General features: G+C 63.4%; 13 protein-coding genes and 1 pseudogene. 6 read left to right on the top strand and 8 right to left on the bottom strand.

Annotated features, from left to right (window positions below; translation table 11 throughout):
• Positions 1–224: 224 nt before the first annotated feature.
• The 3 genes from AWB79_RS21695 (at position 225) to AWB79_RS21685 (ending at position 4477) form a co-directional block, all read left to right on the top strand.
• Positions 225–1046, top strand: a complete 822-nt coding sequence (locus AWB79_RS21695) for an SDR family NAD(P)-dependent oxidoreductase (protein WP_061169493.1) — start codon at positions 225–227, stop codon at positions 1044–1046.
• A 49-nt stretch (positions 1047–1095) separates the two neighbouring features.
• Positions 1096–1863, top strand: a complete 768-nt coding sequence (locus AWB79_RS21690; protein WP_061169492.1) for an SDR family NAD(P)-dependent oxidoreductase — start codon at positions 1096–1098, stop codon at positions 1861–1863.
• Between the two features lie 211 nt (positions 1864–2074).
• A complete protein-coding gene (locus AWB79_RS21685; RefSeq protein WP_082862432.1) occupies positions 2075–4477 on the top strand; it encodes a two-partner secretion domain-containing protein in 2403 nt (800 codons plus the stop codon).
• Positions 4478–4547: 70 nt separating this feature from the next.
• On the opposite strand, the pseudogene AWB79_RS40520 reads toward AWB79_RS21685, so the two are convergent.
• A pseudogene (locus tag AWB79_RS40520) lies at positions 4548–4805 on the bottom strand (hydroxymethylglutaryl-CoA lyase); the annotation flags it as partial.
• A gap of 95 nt (positions 4806–4900) precedes the next feature.
• On the opposite strand from AWB79_RS40520, the gene AWB79_RS21680 reads away from it, so the two are divergent.
• On the top strand, positions 4901–5548 hold the full coding sequence (locus AWB79_RS21680) for a LysR substrate-binding domain-containing protein (protein WP_096031586.1): 648 nt from the start codon (positions 4901–4903) through the stop codon (positions 5546–5548).
• A 58-nt stretch (positions 5549–5606) separates the two neighbouring features.
• Here the strand turns inward: AWB79_RS21680 and AWB79_RS21675 are convergent, their stop codons facing one another.
• Positions 5607–6824, bottom strand: a complete 1218-nt coding sequence (locus AWB79_RS21675) for a GGDEF domain-containing protein (RefSeq protein WP_061169491.1) — start codon at positions 6822–6824, stop codon at positions 5607–5609.
• A gap of 338 nt (positions 6825–7162) precedes the next feature.
• Between AWB79_RS21675 and AWB79_RS21670 the strand changes: the two genes are divergently transcribed.
• On the top strand, positions 7163–8104 hold the full coding sequence (locus AWB79_RS21670; protein WP_061169490.1) for a phosphatase PAP2 family protein: 942 nt from the start codon (positions 7163–7165) through the stop codon (positions 8102–8104).
• A gap of 46 nt (positions 8105–8150) precedes the next feature.
• Here the strand turns inward: AWB79_RS21670 and AWB79_RS21665 are convergent, their stop codons facing one another.
• Positions 8151–9134 (bottom strand): AraC family transcriptional regulator, encoded by a 984-nt coding sequence (locus AWB79_RS21665; RefSeq protein WP_082862425.1) that lies wholly within the window; start codon positions 9132–9134, stop codon positions 8151–8153.
• Positions 9135–9308: 174 nt separating this feature from the next.
• On the opposite strand from AWB79_RS21665, the gene AWB79_RS21660 reads away from it, so the two are divergent.
• Positions 9309–10685 carry an NAD-dependent succinate-semialdehyde dehydrogenase gene (locus AWB79_RS21660; protein ID WP_061169488.1) on the top strand — a complete coding sequence of 459 codons (1377 nt, stop codon included), beginning with the start codon at positions 9309–9311 and terminating at the stop codon, positions 10683–10685.
• A 48-nt stretch (positions 10686–10733) separates the two neighbouring features.
• Here the strand turns inward: AWB79_RS21660 and AWB79_RS21655 are convergent, their stop codons facing one another.
• The 5 genes from AWB79_RS21655 to AWB79_RS21635 form a co-directional block, all read right to left on the bottom strand.
• Positions 10734–12107, bottom strand: coding sequence for an MFS transporter (locus AWB79_RS21655; protein WP_061169487.1), 1374 nt, complete (start codon positions 12105–12107; stop codon positions 10734–10736).
• A gap of 64 nt (positions 12108–12171) precedes the next feature.
• Positions 12172–12993 (bottom strand): enoyl-CoA hydratase-related protein, encoded by an 822-nt coding sequence (locus tag AWB79_RS21650; RefSeq protein WP_061169486.1) that lies wholly within the window; start codon positions 12991–12993, stop codon positions 12172–12174.
• Positions 12994–13039: 46 nt separating this feature from the next.
• Positions 13040–14281 carry a CaiB/BaiF CoA transferase family protein gene (locus tag AWB79_RS21645; RefSeq protein ID WP_061169485.1) on the bottom strand — a complete coding sequence of 414 codons (1242 nt, stop codon included), beginning with the start codon at positions 14279–14281 and terminating at the stop codon, positions 13040–13042.
• Positions 14282–14419: 138 nt separating this feature from the next.
• On the bottom strand, positions 14420–15301 hold the full coding sequence (locus AWB79_RS21640; RefSeq protein WP_061169484.1) for a LysR substrate-binding domain-containing protein: 882 nt from the start codon (positions 15299–15301) through the stop codon (positions 14420–14422).
• 110 nt (positions 15302–15411) lie between these two features.
• A complete protein-coding gene (locus tag AWB79_RS21635) occupies positions 15412–16734 on the bottom strand; it encodes an MFS transporter (protein WP_061169556.1) in 1323 nt (440 codons plus the stop codon).
• Positions 16735–16813: the final 79 nt, after the last annotated feature.

Here is a 16813-nt window from a genome sequence, read left to right as displayed (position 1 = left end):
CCACATTGTGGATTTACTAATCGCCTGCAATTATTCGATTTACTCCATATTGTGGAGCCAAAAACCCCTTGCTTGTCAGCACTTTAAAGCAACTATGCGCCTGCTGAGTACTGCTCGTTTACGCCTACTATCCACAAATTAATAGGCGATATAACCTTCGATCCGTAAATGCAGGGTCCATTTAATCCATATTGTGGAGTTTCAGACAACCAAGGGGCGTGAATATGAGCGACGGGCCACTTTCCGCGTGTTCGCTCGCAGGAAAAACGGTTCTGGTTTTTGGCGCCGGCGGACCGGAGGAAGGCTGGAACAATGGCAAGGCGGCGGCCGTTGCCTATGCGCGTGCCGGCGCACGGGTGTTCTGCACCGACGTGGAGGGCGAGCTTGCCCGGCGCACGGCACAGAACATCGCGAAGGAAGGCGGACAGGCGCTCGCCGCCGCCGCGGATGTCACGTCATCGGACTCCGTTGCGGGCGCTGTGCACGCAATGCTCGAAGCATGGGGACGCATCGACGTCTTGCACAACAACGTCGGCGCGACGCATATGGGCGGCCCGGTCGAGCTGACCGAAGCCGCCTTCAATGCGTCGTTGAACCTGAATCTGGGTTCGGTCTACCGCACGGCGAAGGCCGTGCTGCCTCACATGATCGAACAAGGAAGCGGCGTGGTGATCAACATCTCGTCGCTGGCCTCGCTCGGCTGGACCGGCTATCCATATTTCGCTTATTCGGCCGCGAAAGCGGCGGTCAATCAGGCGACCGTCGCCATCGCCATGCAGCATGCTCGTCAAGGCATCCGGGCCAATTGCGTGATACCGGGCGCGATCGATACTCCGTTGATCTATGCGCAAATCGCCCGGCAATATTCGAGCGTCGAGGACATGATCGCCGCGCGCAACAGGATGGTGCCGATGGGTCATATGGGCGATCCCTGGGACATCGCGAATGCGTCGGTGTTCCTTGCCTCCGATATGGCGAAGTTCATTACCGGCGTGTGCCTGCCCGTCGACGGCGGACAAAGCTGCGCTCTCGTTCCCTTGGGCTAGTCGCCTGAGCATGCAGATAACACAACCTATATCCAGGAGGGCGTTTTCGATGATCGACGCGGCTCATCCCGATCGCGTGGCGGTCGTAACCGGTGCGGCAGGCGGATTGGGCGGGGCGATCGCCACGCGGCTCGCGGCCGATGGCTTCACCGTCGTAGCGACCGATCTCACGCTGGCGGCGGCGGAAACGGTGTCGTCGGAGATTATCCGGCTCGACAAACGAGCGTTCGCTCTCGAGTTGAATGTCGGCGACGACGATTCGATCAAGGCATTCTTCGAAGCGCTCGATGCGCGCGTCGGACGCTGCGATGTACTGGTCAATAACGCCGGAATCGCCGGTCTGCATTCGTTCACCGAATTTCCGCTGGACCATTTCAGACGCATCATGGAAGTGAACGTCACCGGTCCGCTCGCACTGGCGCAGCAGGCCGCGCTGCGCATGCGGCCGTTTGGCTGGGGACGAATCGTCAACATCGCATCGGTGAGCGGCATACGCGCCGGTGCGGGACGCACGGGCTACGGCACATCCAAGACTGCGATGATCGGACTGACGCGGCAGATGGCCATCGAGCTCGCGGAATACGGCATCACTGCGAATGCGGTCGCGCCCGGCCCTGTTGAAACGACGCTCACCCGCCAGCACTCCGCGGAAGCGCGCAACGCCTACCTGCGCCAGGTGCCAATGAAACGGTACGGTCTTCCCGAGGAGATCGCGGCGGCAGTCGCCTTCTTCGCATCCCGGGAATCGAGTTTCATCACAGGTCAAACGCTCTCGGTGGACGGTGGCTTTGTCGCGGCAGGTATTCTCGACGCGTGACGCGTGACGAGCGGACATATTCGTACATTGCATGACGGACAAGCCGGCGCTACCATCGATTCGCCTGCTCGCGCGTCAGGTTCGCGACCTTCCCGGCAGGCTGCGCGATCTTGTCGACAGCATGACAGCGCGGCCACCGGAGCGGCGTCGGCTCTACCAGCAGCGGCGATAAATCGATTCACCACCGATTTCATCCGCCATGGAGGCGCTCATGCCGCGCCGCGCACCTTCGTTTTCACTTCTCTCCGCCGCCTTTTCTTCAGGCGACCGTAAGGGTTTTCTCGTCCCGCGTCTGGTTCCGCTTTCGCTCCTGCTGCCGGCCGCGCTCGCATGCGCCGCGCCGCCCTTGCCGAAAGGCGGTGCGTTCGTCGCGGGCAGCGGCTCGATCAGCGGTGGCGGGCAGTCGTTGACGATCAACCAGACGTCCTCGCGTGGCGTGATCGACTGGCGCAGCTTTTCGATCGGCAATGGCCGCGTCGTCACCTTCGACAACGGCAGCGGCGCGACCCTCAACCGCGTCACCGGCGGCGATCCTTCGGTGCTTCTCGGGCATCTCGATGCGACCGGCAGTGTCTGGCTGATCAATCCGCAAGGCGTGCTCGTCGGGCCGACAGGCGTGGTCGCGACAGGCGGTCGCTTCGTCGCGTCGGCGCTGGACGTCTGCAACAACGCCTTCATGCAAGGCGGCGCGCTCACGCTGTCGGGCGGCGGGAGTGGCATCGTCGTGAATCTGGGCCAGATCGGATCGAGCGGCGGCGATGTCTTCCTCATCTCGCGCACGCTCGCGGCGAATCTCGGCAGCGTCGACGCGGCGCAAGGCAGCGCGGAACTCGCGGCGGGCAAGCAGGTGCTGCTGCAGGACGCGGCGGGCAGCCAGCAGGTTTTCGTGCAGACGGGCAGCGGCGGCGCCGTGCTGAACGCGGGCGCGATCCGCGCGGCGCAGATTAGTCTCCAAGCGGCCGATGGCAACGTCTACGCGCTCGCGGGCAGCAGCGCGGCGATCCGCGCGACGGGCACCGCCACGCGCGACGGCCACGTCTGGCTCGTCGCGGATTCGGGCGCGATCCACGCGAGCGGCGACATCGCGGCGACGAACGTCAACGGCAGCGGCGGCACGGTCGAAACGCGTGGCGGCACGCTCGATGTCAGCGGCGCGACGGTCACGGCCGGAACGTGGAAGCTCGGCGCGCCGACGTTCACGCTCGGCGCAAGCAACGCGGGTGCGGTGTCGCGCAGCCTGGGCGCGGGCACGTCGGTGGACGTGGAAACCTCGACTGGCGATCTCGCCATCGACGGCAACGTGCTGTGGAACGGCACGGCGGCGCTGACGCTCGGCGCCGCGCACAGTCTGACGATCGCACCGAATACGACGATCGCCAACACCGGCAGCGGCGATCTCACGCTGCGCGCGGACAGCGGCGCGATCGACAACGGCGGGAGTATCGCGAATGACGGCACGATCGACTGGTCGAAAAGCACGGGTATCGTCACTGCGCTCTACGACATGAACGGCAGCTACGCCCCGGGCACGCTGCTCGCGAACGGCGCGTGGACGGCGGCGCCTTATAGCGGGCTCGTGACGCAGATCACCGGCTACAGGCTCGTCAACAATCGCGCGGATCTGCAGAACATCGAGCAGGATCTCGCGGGCAACTACGCGCTCGGCAAGGATATCGACGCGAGCGGGACGACAGTGTTCAATCCGATCGGCTCGATGCCCGGCCAGAATGCGGCGTCGGGCGCGCCTTTCACGGGACAGTTCGACGGCATGGGCCACACGATCGACAAGCTGACGCCGGTCGGCCTGGCCTACGGACCACAACTCCCTTACGGGCAAGGCACCAGCGACGCGATGGGCCTCTTCGGCGTGGTCGGCGCGAAGGGCGTCGTGCGCAACGTGAAGATCACGAACGGGACCATTTACGTGGGATCGTCGATCGGATCGTTCGGGCTCCTGGTGGGCGTCAATTACGGGCTCGTGACGTATTCGTCGAGTTCCGGCAGCATCTCCGACGGAATCATCTACGGCGCCGCCACCGATGGCGGTCTCGTCGGTAGCAACTACGGCACGGTGGAACGCTCGTCGAGCAGCGCGTCGATCAGCACGCAGGGCAGCGCGGGCGGGCTCGTCGGCGACAACTACGGGACCATCGCGCAGTCGTTCGCGGACGGCTCTCAAGGCCGCGGCTCGCACGGCGGCACGGGCGGGCTCGTCAGCGGCAATGCGGGGCTGATCACGCAGTCGTACGTGACCGGTTATACGGCGGACGGCGGTCTCGTCGATACGAACGATGCGACGGGCGTCATCGATGAATCGTTCGCGGCCAATCTCGTCGGCGGACCCGGCCAGCCCCCTGGCTCCTACCGCGGCGGCGCGGCCGCGTGGAACTACGGCACAATCCGCGACAACGTCTACTGGGACAAGACCGTGACGACGCAAGCGCACGCGTTCAGCGTCGGGAACGGCCCCGCGCCGCCCGACAGCAACGGTCTCACGACACCACAGATGAGCACGCCGTCGAGCTTCGCGGGATGGAACTTCGGTCCGGGCGGCGCGTGGGCGATGCCCGCGGGCGCGACGCATCCGGTGTTGCAGTGGCAGCAGGCGCAGTGACACTCGCGCAGAAACCATTGCCCGCTCACGCGGCAAGCATCTCAGGCGCTGTCATTGGTTCGTTCGATGTTCAAGCGAATGACGCGGCTCCACCTGCTTGACATAGTGTCGGTCCGGGATGGAGCCGTGAGCGCAGACCTGCCTTATTCACGTGACCGGGCAACTCGTGCCCGATCAACGCGGGCAGAACTTCGACCACAACCAATAACTCCTGCTCTCTGATCCCGGTGTCATAACCCATCAGATTGAGCATGTGCACCAGATCCTCGGTGCAGGCGTTCCCGCTGGCGCCCGGTGCATATGGGCATCCGCCGAGACCGCCGAGCGACGAACGCGATTTTCCGGTCCGTATCGATGAACTGCTTTTCGTTCTGAAAGCTGGCACGACGTGCGCTGCACGAGCTCGATGAAATCGCCGTGCACATGCGCGAATACGAAGTCGGTATTCGCGGCTTCGTCCGCGTACACGCGAATATCTCGGCAATCACTCAGTTCTTGCCGGACGACATCAAGAAGTTCCTGAGCGAGTATCCGAATATCCAGGTGGATCTGGAGGAAAAGATCACGTCGGCCGTGACCAAGTCAGTGGCTGAAAACGCGGCGGATGTCGGCATCTTTTCAGGCGACGCCCCCGATCAGGAGGTGGAGGTTTTTCCGTATCGCGAGGATGTGCTGGCGCTCGTCGTTCCGGCCGACCATCCCTTGAAAGCGCGTGACGGTTTCAGGTTTGCGGAGACATTGAACTACGACTTCATCGGCTTGCACAGGGGCAGTTCGATCAATCGCGTGCTGGCCTCCGCTGCCAACGAAGAAAAGCGCAACTTGAAACTGAAGGTCCAGTGCACGGGGTTTGACGCGTTGTGCTTCATGGTCAACTCCGGACTCGGCATCGGGATCCTGCCGCTGGAACTGGCTCGACGGTACTCGGTGATGTTCGACTTCCGGATCATTCAGCTTTCTGAGGCGTGGGCGCGGCGCAAGATTCAAATCTGCGTTCGCTCGTTTGAATCGCTGCCGACTGCTGCAAAGCTCTTCGTCAATCATCTCCGGACAGAATCGGGTTCGACCTGAAGCAAGCAACGCCCGCTTCGGATCGGTCGGGTCTTTCGCCGGACGACGGGAAATGAGCTCAGAGGACCGTCAGACGGCGCTCCGCAGCGTCGTGGGGATTCGCGCGGGTCGTTGCGGCTCGCGCGATTTCGAGCCGGTTGCCACCGCGCGATTTCGCGCTGTAGAGCGCGCGATCCGCGGCGGCGAGCACTTTCGCCAGCGTGTCTTCATCAGTCCCGAAGCGCGCCATGCCGACGCTCACCGTCGCCTCGATCTCCACGCCGCCCGCCGTGCGCGTGACCGTCTGCGCGAATCGACGGACAACGGCTTCGGCCAGATCTTTCGCGCGGGCGCTTTCGTGCCCCGGCAACAGCGCGGCGAACTCTTCCCCACCGATGCGCGCCAGGATCACATCGCGTCCGAGCACGCTACGCAGAATCCTGGCGAAGGACTTCAGCACTTCATCGCCGGCTTCGTGGCCGAAGCGGTCATTGATCGCCTTGAAGTGGTCGAGGTCGAGCGCGAGACAGGACACCGGCGGAAAGGCGTTGCTTTCGCGGATGGCGCCTGCCCCTTCTTCGAAGAACCATCGGCGGTTGCCCAGACCAGTGAGGTAATCGGTCTGCGATTCGCGTCGCAGATCGGCGTGGGCCTCGTCGCGCGCGAGGCGCAGGAGCGTCATCGGCAGGATGACGGAATAGAGCACCCCTTCGTACATCGTCGCCTGGCCGAAGATCGCCAGCAGATGCGGTCCGAACGATGCCGCCAGCCACGGCAGAATGGCGGCCCTGAACGCGTAGAAGAGCGCGTGAGCGCCCGTGATGGCCACGGCGAGGTTGCGCGACTGCTTCCATTTCGAATCGCGCGTGCCGAGGAGTTCGCGCGCGGTCAAGCCGCACACCACGGCGATGGGAATGGCGCTAATGTACGCCCACATGACCGCCTCGCCGCGCGTGCCCGCGATGGCCCAGGCGAGTGCGAGCATCGACACGATACTGAGGGACATCCGCCCGTAGCGGCGTCCGTTCAGGAGCGCGACACCTTGCAGATTCAGCAGATACCCGCCGACGATGATGAGATTCGCCAGCGCGGAGCCCACGACGCCGGGAAGGCCGGGCACGTTATGCCGGATCGCGGCGGTGGCGCAGCCAAGCGCGAGCGTGGCGTAACCTGCCGCGAGCACGCCGAGTTCGCGTCTGCGCCGCGGATACGACCGGCGTTCCCAGAGCGTCAGGCCGCTGCTGGCGAGAAGCGTTCCGATCGCTAACAGATAAAGGGTAATGAGGTCGATACGCATGCGCTCGCTGGGCGTTCTCCCAGCCGAAGACGAACTGACATGACTCGTTTACGGCAGTGAAGCCAGAAAATTGAGGCCGTCATGCCGATTCGGGATGACGCGCTCAGGGTTGACGGTCGTCGTTGTCAAGGACGCTTTCGAAGCACTTCATCGTGTTCGAACGGAACGAGGCCGGGGACGGAGGAATGGAGAGGCATGAGTACTTTCGACACTGAAGAGACATCCGGTGTTCTCGATAGTCGACGCCCAGCAAGCGCCGAAATATAGACCTTCGCAAGGTCGCGCAGCGCACGGTTAAAGGAATCGCCCTTCGTGTCGTTAACAGCAAAAAAGGCTCTATGGAAGCGAAATTGTACTCAGCGGATGGGCGTCTCACGTTCTTTTCGAAGCCGAATGCAGCACTGGCGGTGACGACGCTGCTACTTGCTGCCGTTGATCTGGGATGGGGCCTTGCAGGGGAGTGGTCGATAGCGGGGCACGGAGTAGCGCTACATCTTTTAGGCGCGCTTGGCTTGCTGTCCCCGCTTCTTTTCGAGCGATATCGGCGTGACGAAAAAATAAGAATCGCGCTGACTTGCTCCTCGCTGTTTATTTTGTTCGCCATGACAGCGTGCTTTTTCGGCTATCTCTTGGTCAGTACAAACGCGCCGTTAGTCGATAATACGTTGGCTGCATGGGATCGCGCACTCGGCTTCGACTGGCCCCGAGTGTATCTGTGGACGAAGCATCGGCCTCAATTGAGCCACGCGCTGGCATTGGCCTATTCGAGCGCGTTTCCTCAAATTGCCGTGGTTATCATTTATCTGTCATTCACCAAACGACAGGAGCAACTCGCAGAATTTAATGCGGCAATGATATTCTCCTATCTCATAACAAGCGTTGTTTCCGTTTATTTTCCTGCCGCGGGCCCTGCAAAATTCTACCAAGAAGTTGTGCATGCTGACGTATCACTTCTGAGTCACTTCGAACCTCTGCGAGACGGGACGCTAAGAATCTTCGACCTGCGGTCCGCACAGGGTCTGGTTTCGATTCCGTCTTTCCACACGATAATGGCCATATTGCTGGCATATGCGATGCGACGGACGCGGATATTTCCAATATTTCTTATTTTGAATATTGCAGTTATTCTCTCGACACCGACTCAAGGTTCGCATTATCTCGTTGACTTGATTGCGGGCGCGGCAACCGCAATGACGGCAATTGCGCTGTTGCGTAATCGCAGCCTGTTGTCTTTGAGACTGTCGCTCGAAAGGGATAACCTCATGCCACCGCACGGATAGGGTGGTTGGCGATTCGCCGCTCGTTGTCAGAGCACTCATCTATGATTCAATGCGATGAGACATACCGTGAATCCGGGTCCGCTTCCGGCAACGCGAAATGCTGCTTCATCCGCCGCAGTTCTTGCGAAGGCGTGCCGCCAAAGAGCCGCTTGAACTCGCGGCTGAACTGCGAGGCGCTCTCATACCCCACCTGCGCACTCGCCGCGGCGGCGGTCATTCCCTGCCGCGCCATCAATAGCCTCGCCTGATGCAGACGTGTCGACTTGATGTACTGCAGCGGCGAGGTCTTCGTGGCCGCCTTGAAATGCATATGAAACGACGGCACGCTCATGGTCGCTTCCCTGGCGAGCGTTTCGATCGTCAACGGTTCGGCATAGCTCGAATGTATCTTGCGCAGCACCCTGGAAATCCGCCCGAAGTTTCCATCGAGGTTGAGCGCCGCACGCATCGAACCACCCTGCTCTCCGATAAAGACTCGAAAGTAAATCTCCCGAACCAGCGAAGGCCCCAATAGCGCGGCTTCGAGCGGATCGCGCATCGCATCGAGAAACCTCAGCATGGTTTCGCCGAGCGCCAGATCGAGCCTCGTCGTGGCCATGCCGCCCGGCTCGCCCGGCACCACGCCGTTGCGCTCGTCGATCTGCAGCAGCACGTCGGCGGCAAGCGTCGGATCGAGGCGCGCGTACACCGCGAGCAAAGGTTCGGCGGCGGTGGCGTCGGTCTCCATGGAGAACGGCAGAGGCAAGGCGACGGCCAGATAGTGCTGCGCATCGTAGACGTACACCTTGTCGCCGAGATAGCCGCGCTTGCGGCCTTGCGCGATGACGACGATACCAGGCTCGTACAGCACCGGCGTGCGCGTCAGCGGGCGGTTCGATCGCAACAGCCGCATGTCCGGCATCGGCGTCGCGTTATAGCCTTCGTTCGGCGCCAGTTCCAGCAGCCGGCGCACCATCGAAGCGTGCACCCGAGCCAGTGCTTCGTCTTCGGTTTCCATTACGGGCATTGCGGGAGAGCGATGCGTTTTCATGCTTCGTGCTCGACAGAGGCGATAGAGGCGTGTTCATAGGATCGGGCAAGCTTCGCAGACGATCACACGTTCTCGTCCGGTCACGACGCCCCTAGCATTCGATCATGCATCCGCATGCGTGAATCACGCTGCGTCCATGCGCTGAGAAGGTTCACCTACTTCGGAGAATAAAGCATGATCGATGTACTCAATCCCGCCGACGGCACCATCGTCGGGCGAGTCGAACATCATTCGGAAGCGCAGGTGCGAGCGGCCATCGACCGCACATGCGCGGCGTTCCCGGCCTGGTCGCGCGCCCTCGCGCGTGAGCGAAGCGATCTGCTGCGCAGATGGTTCGACCTCGTCAGTGCCGACAAGGCCGCATTCGCTGAACTCATGTGCCGCGAGAACGGCAAGTGCCTGTCGGAAGCCTTCGGCGAGATCGAGTATGGGCTCGGCTTCATCGAATGGTACGCGGAGGAAGCCAGGCGCGTGTACGGCGACACCATCCCGACCCACGCGAAAGACGCGGCGGTGATCGTCACGAAAGAACCAGTCGGGCCGGTCGCGTCGATCACGCCCTGGAATTTCCCGTTCATGATGATCGCGCGCAAGGTGGCGACCGCGCTTGCAGCGGGTTGCACGATCCTCCTGAAGCCTGCCGAGGAAACCCCGCTCACCGCATACAGGCTGCTCGAATACGCACGCCGCGCCGGCATTCCGGAAGGCGTGTTCGAGATGGTGACCGGCGATCCGGTGCAGATCGGCAAGCTGATCACCGACGAGCCGCGCATCAGGAAGATCTCGTTTACGGGTTCGACCGCGGTCGGCAAGCTGCTCGCCGCGCAGTGCGCCGGCACACTGAAAACCATGACGCTGGAACTGGGTGGAAATGCGCCGTTCGTGGTCTTCGACGACGCCGATCTCGACGAAGCGGCGAAAGCGCTCGTGTCCGCGAAGCTGCGCAACAGCGGCCAGGTCTGCATCTCGCCGAACCGCGTGTATGTCCAGGCGAACGTGCACGATGCGTTCGTCCAGCGCGTCAAGGCGCTCGTCGAAGCCATTCCCGTCGATCAAGGGCTGCAGGAACGGTTCGTCGTCGGTCCGTTGATCAATCGTGCGGCCATCGACAAGGTCGGCCGGCTCGTCGACGATTCCCGCAGGCGCGGCGCCGAGGTCGTGCTCGGCGGACATCCGCACGCGAAAGGCGGGCTCTTCTATGCGCCCACCATCCTCGTCGATGTCTCGGACGACATGCCGATCGCCTCGACCGAAATATTCGGCCCCGTCTTCCCGATCTATCGCTTCTCCACCGAAGCCGAAGTCATCGCGCGCAGCAACGACACCGAATACGGTCTCGTCGCCTATGCGTTCACTCGCGATCTCGGACGTGCATTCCGACTGTCGCGGGAGCTCGAGGCAGGCATGGTGATTCTGAATTCCGGTTCGGTCGGAACGGCTTCGGTGCCGTTCGGCGGCGTGAAGCAATCCGGATACGGGCGCGAAGGCAGTCATCATGGAATCGAGGAATATGTGCACGTGAAATACACGCTGATGAGCAGTCCCGCCTGAACGACACGAGGCGCGACATCGAAATGCCGCGCCTCGGACGTCGCTGGATCAGCGCACCGGCAACCGGGCCGAGTCCGCAGGGCTCGCGCACTGGACTTCATGATTGCGCTGACGGATGAGCCGATCCTGCCTCAGCCCCCAGAAGAACGTGACGGCAAGACAGGGCAACAGCGACACGATGGAATAGCCCACGCCCGCAAGCGGATTGCCTGTCAGGTTGACGAGGGAAAGACTGATCAGCGGAAGGAACCCGCCGAACAGCACATTGCCGAGTTGTTGCGACAATCCGAAGCCCGTGGTCCGGCTCTGCGGCGGAAAGCATTCGGCGATGAACGCCGGCAACGGCGCCATGATCATCGCCGTCAACACGGCCAGCAACGCGATGAGCAGCGTCACCGCGGACCAGCCGCCCGCAAGCGCATGCGCCCTGATCCCCGCGAAAGCCGGATACGCTGCAAGAATCCAGAGCACGATGCCGATCAGCATGACACGCGCGCGGCCGATCGCGTCGGACAACCGGCCGAACACCGGATAGAGCGGCGCGGCGACGACGATCGCCACACCGAGGCACAGGTTCGCGCGCGAAGGATCGACCTTCAACACGTTCTGCAGGAAGTACAGCATGTAGACGATCGACGTATAGAGCGACACGGACGTTCCGCCCTGGGCGCCGAACATCGCCACCATAATCGCCTTCCACGACGTCGCGCTCGACAAGGTGTCCTGCAGCGGCGATTTCGACAGACGGCCCGCCCGCTTCATCTCCGCGAATACGGGCGTTTCGGTCATGCCGAGGCGAATCCATGTCGCCACCGCGACGATCGGCGCCGAAATCAGGAACGGGACGCGCCAGCCCCAGGATTCGAATGCCGGGGCATCGAGCGCGAACTTCAGTGCGGACACGATCGCCAGCGCCAGCAATAGCCCAACGCTCGCGGTGCTCTGCAGCACGCTGGTCGCCATGCCTTTGCGGCCCGCGGGCGCATGCTCCATGACGTACACCACCGCGGAGCCGTATTCGCCGCCGAGCGCAACGCCTTGCACCACGCGCAGCATGATCAGCCCGAGCGGCGCGAGCGCGCCGGCCGCCGCGTAAGTCGGCAGACAACCGATTCCCACCGTCGCGATACCCATGATCGCGAGCGTGATGACGAACGTCTTCTTGCGTCCGATCCGGTCGGCCATCGGGCTGAAGATGATCGTGCCGAGCGGCCGCGCGACATATGCGATGCCGAACGTGGCGACACCCGCCATCGCGGCGACGGTCCGGTCGGTCGAAGGAAGGAACAGGTGCGTCAAGGTCGATGTCAACGCAACATAGACAAAGAAATCGTAGTACTCGAGCATCGTTCCGAGGCTCGATGTGGCGATGATTCGCAGCATGCCGGGCTTTCGATTGCGGGCGCCGGAAGTCGGGGTCATGGTTGTCTCCTCCGATTCAGTTTGTGAGGCCCCGCGTTAAGGACGCGGCAGCCCTGTCGGTGCATCACACGTGTGCGCGCTTTTTCGCCGCCTGCTGCTCGAGAAACCGGTCGACAGCCTCTTTGTGCTCGCGGCCGCACAGGAGAATGGCCTGCATGCTTGCCGCCATGTCGAGCGTCGTCGGGAGCGAAGCGTCGGCCGCTTCGCGCACGAGCCGCTTCGCCATGCGCAACGCCGTCGGCGGATTTCGCGCGATGTGTTTCGCCAGCGATCGGGCCTCGGTATCGAGCGCCTCCTGTGGCACCAGCTTCGAGACAATGCCGATGCCCAGCGCCGCTTCGGCATCGATGAACTCGCTGGTGAGCGTCAGCTCGAGCGCCTTCGCGTAACCCACGATGCGCGCGAGAAACCACGATCCGCCGATGCCCGACACCAGCCCGAGACGCAGGAAGCTTTCCGCGAACACGGCCTTCGTGCTCGCCACGCGGATATCGCACATCAGCGCGAGATCGCAGCCCGCGCCGACCGCCGCGCCATTGACCGCGCATACCGAGGGCACGTCGAGACCGTTAAGTGCGCGCGTGATCCGGTGCAGGCTGCGAAGCAGGCGATCGCGCACTTCCTCGACGCCGCCGCTCATGAGATCGCTGCCGCTCTGCATGTCCTTTACGTTGCCACCCGTGCAGAAGTGCCGCGATGACGACCGCAGCAGCACGCAGTGCACGTCGCGCCGGTCGTTGACCTGCTCCAGCACGTTCGACAGCGCCTCCGTCATCGCGACATTCAGCGCATTGCCGTCGCGCGGGCTGTTGAGCGTGAGCGTAAGCACGCCGGCATCGACCGACGACTCGACCAGTGAACCGGCTTCGTTTGCATGAACTGACACAGTGAACGTCTCCTCTTTGTTTCGTTCGCTTCGGACATCGCGGCGCTCATGCGCTCACCTTGTGGTCGTAGTCGCTGGTCTCGGTCGGGGCGCGGCCCACGCGGATCACGCCTGCATTCAGCAGTCCGGCGATTTCGCTTTCGGCGAAGCCGTATCGCCCGAGCATCTGCAGCGTGTGCTGGCCCGTCAGCGGCGCGGGCAGGTCCGGCGCGGCCGGGCGGTCGGATGGCCCGAGCGCGAAGCGATGCATGCGCATCGTGCCCGCGACCGGATGATCGATCGTCTGCGCCAGCCCGCACTCGGCATATTCCGCAGATTCGACGACATCGCTGTAAGTTGCGACCGGCGCGCAAAGAATGTCCCGCGCCGCGAGCCGTTCCATCCACTGCGCCGTGGTCCGTTCGACGAAGCGCGCGGCGAGCAGGTGATGCAGGACCGCGCGATGGCGCACGCGGTCGTCGTTGGTGGCGAATCTCGGATCCGCTTCGAGCGCAGGCGATGCGAGCACCTCACATAACGCGCGCCACCGCTCCGGATGGTAGGCGACGACCATCATCCAGCCGTCCTCGGTCGGGAACGCTTCGTTCGGACACGCATATGGCGCGGCACTGCCGGTCTTTTCCGGCTCGCGTCCGGACGCGAGAAACGCGGCGAAGCCGATCTGCTGCAGCATCAGCGTCGCGTTGTAGAGACTCACGTCGAGATGCTGCCCGCCACCGCCCGTGCGGACCTGATGCAACGCGCCAAGAATCGCGATCGACGCGAGATAGCCGCCCATCATGTCCGCAACGGGGATGGGGACTTTGAGCGGCTCGGCGTGCGTCGTGCCGAGCGTGCTCATCAGACCGCTGACGGCCTGAATCACGCCATCGACGCCGGGCCGCCGGCGATTCGCGCCCGTCTGGCCGAACGCGGAAATCGAGCAGTAGACGAGCCGTGGATTCAGTTGCAGCAACGCGTCGAAGTCGAGTCCCATCGACGCCATCACGCCCGGCCGGAAGTTCTCGACGAGCACGTCCGCCTCCCGCACCATGCGGCGAACGGCGTCGCGCCCGGCGTCGGTTTTCAGATCGATCGCGACGCTGTACTTGTTCCGGTTGACGCTGATGAAAGCCGGGCTTTCGCCGTTGATCCACGGCGGCCCGATAAGCCGCCCGATTTCGCCGTCGGGCGGCTCGATCTTGACGACGTGCGCGCCGAGATCGGCGAGCGTCATCGAGCAGACCGGTCCGGCGAGGACATGCGAGAAGTCGATCACCCGCACGCCGTTGAGGCTGTCTCTTGGCATTTCTGATTGTCCTGTCTCGTGACCCGCCACCGCAGCGAATCATGCCGACGAGATTACGTACTCGTCGGCCTCCTGGACAATCGACAATTTGGAAACGAGCCTTTGACTTTTTGTTAAAGGGTCGGCGGCTCGCGAGCGCTATTCGTTGAGCAGCGTGAGGAGCCATTGGCGGAAAATCTTCAGCGCGTCCGACTGCGGACGTCCCGTCGGCCATGCGAAGTAGTAAGTGTGATGCCCGCGATCGAGCTCGAACGAAAACGGCGCGACCAGGAGCCCGCTTTCCAGCTCGCCGCGCACCAGCGCCTTCTGCGCAATGGCTACACCGTGCCCTTCTATGGCCGCCTGATACGCGAGCAGCGACGTTTCGTAGCGCATCTCGCGACGCCGCGCGTTCAATGGAAGACCCGCTGCCTTCAGCCACAGCGTCCAGTCTTCCGGGCGCGCGAGCGTGTGCAGGAGCGTTTCACCCTGCAGTTGCGAGCGCGCCTTGACTTGCCTCGAAGGCGACGCGACCGGCACCAGTTCGTTCGCGATCAGACGTTGCACGCGCAGTCCGGGCCATTTGCCGTCGCCAAGCTGGATGCCGCCGTCGATGTCCTCACGCGCGAAGTTCAGCGGAGCCGGGGATGTCGTCAGTTGCACGTCGATGTTTTCGTGCAACCGGTGAAAGCTCGCGAGACGCGGAATCAGCCAGCGCACCGCGAAGGTCGCGGGCGAGCGGATCTTGAGCACGCGCGTGCGCCGCTCGGAAGAGCGCAGGCTGTCGGTGGCTTCGCGCAGCGCTGCGAACAGCGGCATCAGTTCCGCCAGATACCGCGCGCCCGCCGAGGTCAGCTCCAGCCGTCCTTTCACTCGCTCGAACAGATCGACGCCGAGGTAGGTTTCGAGCGTGCGCACCTGCCGGCTGACGGCCGCAGGCGTGACGGCCAGCTCGTCAGCAGCTTTGGAGATGCTCAACAGGCGTCCCGTCGCCTCGAAGGCTCGCGTGGGATTCAGCGGGGGCAGCGCACGTCGCTCCATAGTCTGTCCGTGTAGAGATCTGCACGGATTGTGGCGCGAAATGCCCGAAGAACAAATGGAACAGCGCAGAAAAAAGGAGCCGCCTGGAGGTCCGGCTTGTCTCGTTGGGCCTATCGAGGCTCGCTCATCAGCGACGCTTCCGGCTCGCGCGCCGACACGTTGGCGAATACGAGCAGGACCACGCTCAGGAAGCACAGCGCGGCCACTGCGAGAAAGCCCGCATTGGGGTCGTGGAGCAGCGCATCGGCGAACGCCTTCACCTGCGGCGACAGAAACGCGCCCAGATTGCCGATCGACACGATGAACGCGATGCCGCTCGCCGCGCCCGTGCCCGCGAGATAGCGCGTGGGCAAACTCCAGAACACCGGCTGCGAGGCCGTCAGTCCGGGCACCGCGATGCAGCACGCGAGCACCATCAACCACGGATTGCTGATCCAAGCGATCGATGCGAGCGCGAGCGTGCCGGCCAGCACCATCGCCAGTGCGACGCGCCGGTGATTGTCGCGCCGGTCGGCGTACACGGTCGCGATGCGCGTCGCGAGCGCCGAGCACAGCCACGGCACCGCGAGCAGCAGGCCAATGCTGAAATCCACCTTGCCGCCCATGACCGACGCAAGCCGCGCGGGCAGATAGAACGTCAGCGGCGCGGTGCCCACCTGAATGAAGAAGTACACGCCGATGAAGACGAGCACCTTCGCGTCCTTCAGCACACCCAGCGCCGAATGCCGCACTTCGTGCAGCTTGCCGCGCTCTTCGGCGTCGAGCACGGCGCTCAATGCACGCTTCTCGTCTTCGTCGAGCCACTTCGCGTCACGCGGCCGGCTGTCGAGATAGAAGAACGCGACCACGCCCGCGATCGTCGCCGCGAGCCCTTCGACCACGAACATCAGTTGCCAGCTGGTGAGACCGAACAGGTCGTGCACCGTCAGCAGCCAGCCGGAGAGCGGACTGCCCAGCACCAGCGACATCGGCACGCCGAGATAGAAAAGCCCGGTCGCGCGCGCACGCTGGCGCGCCGGGAACCAGTACGTCAGATACAGCAGCACGCCGGGATAGAACCCCGCCTCGCACACGCCGAGCAGGAAGCGCAGCACGTAGAGCGTCGTGGGCGTGTGCGCGAACATCATCGCGGCGGAGACGATGCCCCACGTCACCATGATGCGGCTGAGCCAGACGCGCGCGCCCACGCGCTGCATGACGAGGTTGCTCGGCACCTCGAACAGCGCATAGCCGATGAAGAAGATGCCCGCGCCGAGCGCGAACGCCGCGTCGCCGATTCCGGTGTCGGCCTGATACGCGATCTTCGCAAAGCCGATGTTGGCGCGGTCCAGAAACGCCAGCACCAGCATCAGGCAAAGGAACGGCAGGAGCCGCACGCTCGCCTTGCGCACGGCACGCTCGAGCGGTGACGCCTGCTCGCGGGAAGAAGTCATGGCCTTGTCTCCGTCGTTGGTTTGCTCGCGGAAAACCCTGATCGACACTGCGCGCATCGAGCCGCCATCATTACGCATA

Origin of the sequence: Caballeronia hypogeia (genome assembly GCF_001544875.2) — a bacterium.
GTDB lineage: Bacteria > Pseudomonadota > Gammaproteobacteria > Burkholderiales > Burkholderiaceae > Caballeronia > Caballeronia hypogeia.
This window is presented reverse-complemented; position numbering and strand designations above follow the sequence as displayed.